Origin of the sequence: Candidatus Ruminimicrobium bovinum, from assembly GCF_902760015.1 — a bacterium.
Classification (GTDB): domain Bacteria; phylum Elusimicrobiota; class Endomicrobiia; order Endomicrobiales; family Endomicrobiaceae; genus Ruminimicrobium; species Ruminimicrobium bovinum.
The window spans coordinates 1-9,222 of record NZ_CACWEU010000079.1 but is presented as its reverse complement, the minus strand read 5'-3'; the positions used below and the strand labels follow the sequence as shown (position 1 = coordinate 9,222).

The 9,222-nt window shown below is 30.2% G+C and carries 10 protein-coding genes; 4 read left to right on the top strand and 6 right to left on the bottom strand.

What is annotated here, in order from left to right; genetic code table 11:
• Both ACMUOV_RS02845 and ACMUOV_RS02840 read right to left on the bottom strand, forming a co-directional pair.
• On the bottom strand, window positions 1-194 hold a 194-nt coding region (locus tag ACMUOV_RS02845; RefSeq protein WP_413853540.1), incomplete at its 3' end, for an argininosuccinate synthase domain-containing protein.
• On the bottom strand, window positions 173-1,375 hold the full coding sequence (locus ACMUOV_RS02840; protein ID WP_413853539.1) for an aspartate aminotransferase family protein: 1,203 nt from the start codon (window positions 1,373-1,375) through the stop codon (window positions 173-175). The genes ACMUOV_RS02840 and ACMUOV_RS02845, both read right to left, overlap by 22 nt.
• A 185-nt stretch (window positions 1,376-1,560) precedes the next feature.
• On the opposite strand from ACMUOV_RS02840, the gene ACMUOV_RS02835 reads away from it, so the two are divergent.
• From ACMUOV_RS02835 to ACMUOV_RS02825, 3 genes are read left to right on the top strand one after another with little or no spacing between them, the layout of a single operon-like run.
• Window positions 1,561-2,289 (top strand): SIR2 family NAD-dependent protein deacylase, encoded by a 729-nt coding sequence (locus ACMUOV_RS02835; RefSeq protein ID WP_413853538.1) that lies wholly within the window; start codon window positions 1,561-1,563, stop codon window positions 2,287-2,289.
• A 19-nt stretch (window positions 2,290-2,308) separates the two neighbouring features.
• Window positions 2,309-2,920, top strand: coding sequence for a hypothetical protein (locus tag ACMUOV_RS02830; protein ID WP_413853537.1), 612 nt, complete (start codon window positions 2,309-2,311; stop codon window positions 2,918-2,920).
• Window positions 2,921-2,945: 25 nt separating this feature from the next.
• A complete protein-coding gene (locus ACMUOV_RS02825; protein WP_413853536.1) occupies window positions 2,946-4,382 on the top strand; it encodes an SH3 domain-containing protein in 1,437 nt (478 codons plus the stop codon).
• On the opposite strand, the gene ACMUOV_RS02820 is transcribed toward ACMUOV_RS02825, so the two are convergent.
• Together ACMUOV_RS02820 and ACMUOV_RS02815 are read right to left on the bottom strand one after the other, a co-directional pair.
• On the bottom strand, window positions 4,379-4,834 hold the full coding sequence (locus tag ACMUOV_RS02820) for a Spy/CpxP family protein refolding chaperone (protein WP_413853535.1): 456 nt from the start codon (window positions 4,832-4,834) through the stop codon (window positions 4,379-4,381). The two genes, ACMUOV_RS02825 and ACMUOV_RS02820, sit on opposite strands and share 4 nt — an antisense overlap.
• 114 nt (window positions 4,835-4,948) lie before the next feature.
• On the bottom strand, window positions 4,949-6,154 hold the full coding sequence (locus ACMUOV_RS02815) for a SurA N-terminal domain-containing protein (RefSeq protein ID WP_413853534.1): 1,206 nt from the start codon (window positions 6,152-6,154) through the stop codon (window positions 4,949-4,951).
• 82 nt (window positions 6,155-6,236) lie between these two features.
• On the opposite strand from ACMUOV_RS02815, the gene rlmN reads away from it, so the two are divergent.
• Entirely contained in the window at window positions 6,237-7,289 is a 1,053-nt protein-coding gene (rlmN, locus tag ACMUOV_RS02810; protein WP_413853533.1) for a 23S rRNA (adenine(2503)-C(2))-methyltransferase RlmN, read from the top strand.
• A gap of 95 nt (window positions 7,290-7,384) precedes the next feature.
• On the opposite strand, the gene ACMUOV_RS02805 is transcribed toward rlmN, so the two are convergent.
• Window positions 7,385-8,869 (bottom strand): FAD-binding oxidoreductase, encoded by a 1,485-nt coding sequence (locus ACMUOV_RS02805; RefSeq protein WP_413853532.1) that lies wholly within the window; start codon window positions 8,867-8,869, stop codon window positions 7,385-7,387.
• A gap of 124 nt (window positions 8,870-8,993) precedes the next feature.
• On the bottom strand, window positions 8,994-9,222 hold a 229-nt coding region (locus tag ACMUOV_RS02800), incomplete at its 5' end, for a hypothetical protein (protein ID WP_413853531.1).

Sequence of the window (9,222 nt, the reverse complement as noted above, 5' to 3'; positions counted from 1 at the left end):
GCATCTATAACATAACATTTTGAAGCACCTGTTCTTTTTGCTTTTTCTTTAAGACCTACAACTTCTTTATCTTGACCTACATTCACACAACATGCTATAACTTCGGCATTGTAAGTTTCCTTTATCCACGATAAAATTATGGATGTATCAAGCCCTCCGGAATAAGCTACAACTACTTTTTTAATGTTTGCCATTTTAGTGCATCCCCCAATATTTTAATTGTTTTATCAATATCTTTTTTTGTTATTGTAAAAGGCGGTAAAAATCTTAAAACATTGCCTTGTGTGCAGTTTATAAGAAGCCCTCTTTCAATGCAGAATTCTACTATATCTTTACCGGCAAAATCAAGTTCTGCACCGACAAGAAGCCCTAAATTTCTAATTTCTTTAATACAAGAATATTTATTTTTTAATTCATTTAAACCTTTTATAAAATACTTTGATTTATCAGAAATATCTTTTAAAAGTTTGGGAGTAATTAATTTTAATGTTGCAACTGCTGCCGCACATGATACGGGATTTCCCCCGAATGTTGAACCGTGGTCACCGTAATTAAAAACTTCGGCAACTTTTTTATCGGCAACAACGGCACCCAACGGAAGTCCGTTTGCTATTGCTTTTGCAAGTGTGAAAATATCAGGTTTTATTCCGTAATGCTGCCATGCAAATGTTTTACCCGTTCTTGCCAAACCGCACTGAATTTCATCGCATATTAAAAGAAGATTTTTGTCGTCACAAAGTTTTCTTAAATCTTTAACGAATTTTTTATCTGCAACATTTATACCGCCTTCACCTTGAACCAATTCAATAATTACGGCTACCGTTTTTTTATTTATAAGTTTTTTTACCGAATTTATGTTGTTAAATTCGGCAAATACAAATTTTTCCTGTAACGGTTTAAAAGAAGTATGAAATTTTTCCTGACCTGTTGCGGCAAGCGTTGCAAGTGTCCTTCCGTGAAAGGAATTTTTAAAAGCTATTATTTCATATCTTTTTGTTCCGTCTTTCAACGGATTATCACTGCCCCATTTTCTTGCAATTTTTATGGCACATTCATTAGCTTCTGCTCCCGTATTAGCCAAAAAAACACGTCCGTTTTTAAAAGATTTATCAAGTAACAATTTTGCAACTTCAACTTGCGGTTTGGAATAATAAACATTGGAGCAATGCACAAACAAATCAAGTTGCTTTTTTATTGCAGAAATTACTGCAGGGTTACCATGTCCGAAACTGCAAACACTTATACCTGAAAAAAAGTCCAAATATTTTTTACCGTTTTCATCCCAAACATATTGTCCTTTTGATTTTTTAACGGAAACATTATATCTTTTGTACGTTTTCATTAAATATTTATTTTCCTGCTGTTGTGTATTCATAATTAAATAAAAACTCCTTTTTAAATTATCTTAATATTAAATCATTATTAGAAAAAATTTGCAAAGTAAAATTTTCAGTTTAAATGTTTAAGAAATATTTAACATCAACTGAAAAATAACACTCTGTATTTAAAACAATAAAATAAAATTTGGATTTTAGAAAATAAATTTATAAAATATTCGGCATGGATAATATAGAACTTGTAGCGGATTTAATAAAAAAATCAAAATTTGCAACGGCATTTACAGGTGCGGGAATATCGGTGGAAAGCGGAATTCCTCCTTTTACCGGTTCCGGCGGTTTATGGAACAAATACGATCCCAAATTTATAGAATTGAGTTTTTTTTATGCAAACCCTAAAAAATCATGGGAAGAAATGCGAAAAATTTTTTTTAATTCAATGGGTTTAGCAAAGCCGAACAAAGCGCATAAAGTATTGGCTAAGTTGGAAAAACTCGGGATATTAAAAGCAATAATAACACAAAACATAGACGGTTTACACCAAGCTGCCGGTTCAAAAGAAGTTGTAGAATTTCACGGAACAATAAACGATTTGATTTGTGTTGACTGTAAAACAAAATATAAAACTAAAGATACGGATATATCGAAAGATATTCCAAGATGCTCTTGCGGCGGGATATTGAAGCCGGATTTTGTCTTTTACGGAGAAGGAATTAACAAAAACAATTATAATAAAGCAGATGTTTTGGCTAATAAAACAGATTTGGTAATAATAGTAGGTACGGCAGGACAGGTTATGCCTGCATGTTACTTACCTTTTATTTCAAAAAGATCCGGAGCAAAAATAATAGAAATAAATACTTTGGAATCGGCATTTACAAATCAAATAACCGATTATTTTTTTCCGGTTAAAGCCACGGAATTTTTTACCGAACTTGAAAAATTTTTTTAGTAATATCGGAGTATATTCAATGATAAAAAAAATGATGGAAGAACTTAAAGAACATTCCCCCTTTACTTTATTCGGTGCATTAACGGGAATTATATTGATGATGTTATTCAAAAATATGGAACACGAAACAGCACACACTTTGTTTTATATTTTTCATCCGTTACATATTTTTTTAAGTGCCATCGTAACAGCCGCATTGTATAAGAAATACAGTAATAACGGCAGTAACGTAACAGGTTTTATAAAAATTTTAATTATAGGTTATACAGGTTCTATTGTCATAGGAACATTAAGTGATTCGCTTATTCCTTTTTGGGGAGAAACATTACTTGATATGCCTCAAAGACATTCACATATAGGTTTTATTGAAAAATGGTGGTTAATAAATCCTATTGCAATTATTGCCGTTATAATTGCTTATTTTTATCCCAAAACAAAACTTTCGCATGCTTCGCATGTATTAATAAGTACCTGGGCTTCTTTGTTTCATATAATTATGGCTTTGGAAAAAGGTAATTCCGTGCCTTATTTTGCAGTATTTATTTTTTTATTTATAGCTGTATGGTTACCTTGTTGTTTCAGTGATATTGTTTTTCCAATGTTGTTTGTTAAAAACTCTAACAAAAAATAAATTTATTGGTTTGTATACACGAATTATGAAAAATTTTATATTAATATTTTTTTTTATTGCTTTTTTTACAAATTTCGGATTTACAAAAAATATAAACAATACCGGAATTTGTTACGATAAAGTTAAAATTTCAAAAAAGACAAAAATACTGAACCCTACAGAAATTTTTTATACCGATTATAAAGAGCATCTTACTTTCAAAAAGAAAAATCCGAAAGAATTTAATTCTGCCGGTTTTTGGATAAGTAAATTACCTAATCCTGATAAAGTTATATTTAAAAATTCAGATATTGCATCGATTAATAAAAAAACACTTAATCCGAGGTTCGGAACGACAAATTTATTAAGTTTTTCCGAATATTTTGATAAAACGCGATTAACAAAAATTTTAAGAAACAGACTTTCCTGGATTACAGGACTGAAAAAAATTTTTGATGAAAACGGAAATACCGTAAAGAAAAAAATTTTTGAAGATATTCACAGAACAATAGACTTAAGTAAAGAAGCTTATCCGGTTATGTATGCGATAACTACAAAATATTGTGAAGTTAGAGTGTTGCCTACCGATATACCTGCATATTCAAGTGTAAATTCAACCGAAATTGACAGATTGCAGGAGGAAAGTATTGATATGGGAACTCCCGTAGCCGTATTATGTCAAACAAAAGATAAAAAGTGGAGTTATGCTTTTTCAAGAAACCAGGACGGTTGGGTAAAAACAGAAAACCTGGCTTTTACAACTAAAAAAATAATTTCAAAATGGATAAGCAATAAAAATGTCACCGTTGCCGTGTTACCTAAAGTTGATGTTTTTTTAAAAAAAGATATGACGAATTATCATTGTTATATTAGAATGGGAGCACAACTTCCTTTTGTAAGTAAAATAAAAAAAGACAGAGTTTGTGTTGCCGTTCCTTGTGCAGATAAACGCGGTAATCTTGTTTTAAAAAAGGGCTTTATGTTTTTATCTTCAATAAACAAAGGGTATTTGGAATGTACTCAAAGAAATATTTTAACTTTGGCTTTTCGTCATTTGAATTCACCTTACGGTTGGGGCGGTTTTAACGGAGAACAGGATTGTTCTGGATATTTGGGACAAATTTTTAATTGTTTTGGAATTTTTTTACCTGAAACATCAGTTCAAAAAATAAAATGCGGTGAAGGTTTTTCGTTAGAAAATTATACGGATTTAAAGCTGAAAGAAAAGTGCATAACAGAAAATGCTGTTGCAGGGCTTTCTTTTCTGTACTTCCCCGGACATATAATGCTTTATATCGGAAAAGATAACGAAAAAGCTTATATTATACATGCCGTATGGGGCATAAGCAAGTACAACAGAGATAACGAAATGACAACATTATACATTAACAGAATAATAGTTTCAGACCTTGAATTAGGCGGAGATGTTACATCAAACTCTTTTATAGAAAGAATGACAAAATTCAATATAATAAAAAATTAATTTTTATATTTGGGTTTTAAATTTTTTTTATGCATATTTCTCATATTGTTGTCTAATTGTTTGAATTGCTCTGCCGAAAGAATATTTCTCATTTTTATCTTTGTATTTATTCTGTTTGTCGATAATTTATTTTCTAACGAAATTATATCTTGTGCCAACTTATTTATAACGTTCATATCATATTTTTCTTTGGCAAGTTCAATATCCAAATCTTTATTTTTTTGTTTTAATTCATTCATTGTTGCAGGAACGTTTTCTTTTTGTTCCTGTTGTAACGATTGAATTTTTGTTTTTTGTTCGTCTGTTAATTTTAAATCAATACTTAATTTTTCAAAAAATTTAATACCGTCTTGACGGTTACCATGTTTATCATTTATAAAATTTTCAGCAAACAAAGGTTGAACAAAAAAGCTGCAAAATACAAAAAAAACAACATATTTTAATGATTTCATTGTTATACTCCAAAAATATAATTTTTAAGTTTAGACCTATATATTATACAAAATGTTACAAATAAAAAAAACAACCCGTATTCAAAAAATACGGGTTGTTTCTTTTAAAATATATTATTTTGCTGCAGCAGCGGATTCGGTTGAAGCAGATACTGAGGAAGCAGCAACGGTTTCTGTTGATTTATCCATCTCATAAGTTTTTAATATTTTAATATCAGAACTCTTTACCGAGTTAGCAATACTTTGTGCTATAACAAATTCCGCTCTTTTATTATTTATATAATTTGTAAGATCATTTTTAAATGTGTCATAAACAAATTTTTGTTCCGCAACTTTACCTCTTACCTTAATAATAAAATAACCTTGCGCAAGGTTAGGTGCGGCATTTGCTCTTAAAACTTCAATAGGATCGCTTACCTGGTCTATATTCAAAGAAATTGCCTTAGAGGAAACCTCTTCCGGTTGCATACCTTTATAAACATCAATTGTCGAAGCAAATATTTTATCATTAGGATCCGCCGTATATTTTTTAGCTACATCTTCAAAAGCGGCTGCATTTGTTATTTCTTTTCTTATTTTTGTTGCTAATTCTTTTCTTGCCGCTTTGTCTTGAGCTGATATGTTTCCGTCAACAAAAACCAAAATTGTGTCAATTTGTGCTTTAGGAGCCAATGTAACTTTCAATTGCTGTGCTACAACATCGGCTTCTTCAAAAAGCCCCGGTGTTTTTTTCAATTCTGCAATTTTTTTAGTATCATTGTTATATATTGCGGAAATATTATTAAAGAAAGCTTTAGTTTCTTCTTCGGTAGCAGGTTTCATATTTTTTGAAACCAAATCTCTTCTGTATTTATTTATCAAAACATCTTTTTTAACATTGTCCAAATATTCTTTTTCCGTTAAACCTTGTTCCTTGAGAGCTTTGTAAAAAGCATCTTCCTGTTGCCTTTCGGTTAATTCATTACCGTTTTCATCTTTTTTAAACTGAGCTTTTGCCTGATTAACCAATTCCTTTACTTCTTCATCAGTTACAGTAATATTTGCTTTTTGTGCTTCTTGTATGGAAACTTCTCTTACTATCATATCTTCCAATAATCTTTTTCCTATAATATCTTCCGCATTTTTTTCCTGTAAAACTTGCGGGTTTTGAATTTTTAAAGTATCCAATATTCTTGTTATATTTTTTTCATAATCAGAGCCGGATATCGGAACATTATTTACAGTAGCAACAGGAGCTACATCATTTTTTGCACAACCCACAAATAAACTTACAGCAACCAAACAACTTAAAAAACTTAAAACTACTTTTTCTTTTTTCATTTTTTTCTCCCCTAAATAAAACTACTAAAATATTGGGATTATTTTATAAAATATAAAAAAAATTAACAAGTAGTATAATTTTTTGTATAATAAAAATATTATGAAAGAAAAGAAAAAATTTATATTGGATGTTGAAATTAACCAACTGCCTTCTTTATTAAAACCTATAATAACCGATTCTTACAGAATTAAGCAAATTATAGATTGGATTTATGTAAAGAAATCGCCAAGTTTTGATTACTTTTCAAATTTACCTAAGGATATAAGAGAAAAACTTAATGAAGCTTTTAAGTTAAGATCTTTTACAAGTATAGTAAAAAAAGAATCGATATTGGACGGAACAATAAGATATTCGTTTAAAACTTTCGATAATAAACATGTATATGCGGTTTTTATGCCTACGGAATCAACTAAATCGGTTTGTATTTCAACACAGATAGGTTGCCCTATATCATGCACTTTTTGTTCTTCCGGAAAAATTAAATTCGTGCGAAATCTGTCAAGAGGTGAAATATTGGAAGAAATTTTATATATTGCAAACGATACGGGTGAAAATATTTCAAGCATATTATTTATGGGCATGGGTGAGCCGTTATTAAATTATAAAAATTTAATTTCCGCAATAAAAACTTTGCTTTCAAAAAAAGAAATGAATATAAGTAAAAGACATATTACCGTTTCAACAATGGGTGTGATACCTGCAATAAAAAATTTAGCCGACCAAATGTATGGAATAAAATTAGCACTATCTTTACATGCAACAAATGATAAACAGAGAAAAAAACTTATACCGAATAATTTTGATAACAGTATAGAATCATTACTTGAAACATGTAAATATTATTTAAAGAAAACAAATTCCAAATTAACAATAGAATATATTTTGATTAAAGGTTTTAACGATACATCTTCGGATGCACATAGATTAACACGGCTTTTAAAAACATCAAATTTAATAAGACCTTCGGTCCAAGTAAACTTAATTCCGTATAATCAAACCGATACAGGATATCAAACACCTGACCAAATAGCTGTTTTAAATTTTAAAAAGATATTGAAATTAAACGGGATTATTGTTAATACAAGGCAAGCAAGAGGGCTTGATATAGGCGGCGCCTGCGGACAACTTTCATAAAAATTGCTTTGCAATTTTAGCTTAAAGCTGATAGTTTAGAGCTTAAAGTTTAAACTACAAACAACCTTTTAAACGATAATTGGAAATTATGCATTTTAGATTCTACATTGAAATATATTGTCTCTGCCGAGTATATTGTTTTTATCCAAACTGAGTTTAAATTTCCTTAATTCTTCTATTCCTTCAGCACCGAGCATTGCTTTTAAAAAATGATGTTTTACCTTACCTATACCGTGTTCTGCGGTAACTGTTCCACCCAACTCAACCGCTTTTTTTGCAATTTCCAGGTAAAGTTCTTTACATTTATTGTATTCCTGTTGTGAGGAAGCAATTATATTTGCATGCAAATGGCTTTCACCTATATGTCCGAAAGTTAAATTTAATAATTTGTTTTCATTAAATTTTTGTTCGCAAAATAAAATCATCTCTTTTAATTTATCATGCGGAACGGCGACATCTGTTCCAACTTTCGGTATTTTATTTTTATGAACTATTTCATTTACGGTTTCCGGTATTTTGTGTCTGAATATTCTAAATTCTTCCTGCTGTTTTATATTTGAAGCAAACCATACATCGTCAATATTTATCCCGTATTTTTCTATTATGTTAACCCACTTTTCCATTAAAATATCGTAAGTATCGTGCGAACAGTCCTGTTCAAATAAAATACCGGCATCAACATTATTTGGTATTATAGGATAATACGGCTTTATTAAGTTAAGTGCATTCTTGTCAAAATACTCCAACGATAATGCGGTAATTTCAGTTTTACTGTCTTTATTTATATTTGAAAGTTCTCTTATTTCTTTGACAAATGTCCAGCTTTTCTCTCTGTCTTCAAAAAATATTATTCCGCCGAAAAGTGTTTCAAAAGGTTTTATTAATATAAGTTCCGCCGAAATTATTATACCTAAAGTTCCTTCATGCCCGATAAAAACATCTATTAAATCCGCATTTTTATAATTGTAGTAGGCAGCGGCATTTTTTATTTTAGGCAATTTATACTTCGGCAAAATTATTGTTTTTAATCCTTTGGAAGTTTCAAATTCAATAATACCGTTATCATCCGCAAATGTTTTTCCCCTTACTATTTTTGCATAAGAACCGTCAGGTAAAATTATTTCAATTGCATTAACATAATTTCTCGTTGTTCCGTATTTAAAACCTCTGCCGCCCGATGCATCTGTTGAAATATTTCCGCCTATTGTTGCATTTTTTTCCGTAGGGTCAGGTGCATACATCCATCCGTTTTGTAAAACAAATTCTTTTATTTTATTTACTATTGCACCTGCACCTACGGTAATTAAAGCTTTATCTTGTGAAATTTCTTTTATAGGTCCGATGTTATCTAATTTTTCGGTTGATAAAACAACTCCGCCGTAAGCAAGGCAACCGCCGGTAACCCCCGTACAACCTGCCGCTACGGTTACAGGTGTTTTTATTTTATTGGCTTGTTCAAGTATATTTATAACATCTTGTTTGTTTTCCGGTATATAAACTTTATCGGCATAAGCACCAAGCATTCCGGAACTGTCTTCAAAATATTTTTTAGTTGTATCTTTATCTGTTTTTATTATCATTTTTTTACCTTTTAAGATAATATTCTATTTTTATTAATAGTCGTCGAATGACAAACTAAAAGATTTATTCCGCCATACTTCTATTCTTCTAATCTTCAAATCTTCAAAATTGCTTTGCAATTTGTTATGCCGCCGATAACAATGCTTTCATTTTCAATATTGAATTAAAGTCATTATCATCATTATTTAATTCATGCCTTTCGTCAATCAAATATGTCAGAATGTATTCCAATTTTGTTATTGCATCGTATTTTGTTTCTTCAAAAATTTTTGAATGTTCCGTTCCGTATTCTTTTTGAATTTCTTCAATAAATTCAATACCGTTATCATCCGCAAATGTTTTTCCCCTTACT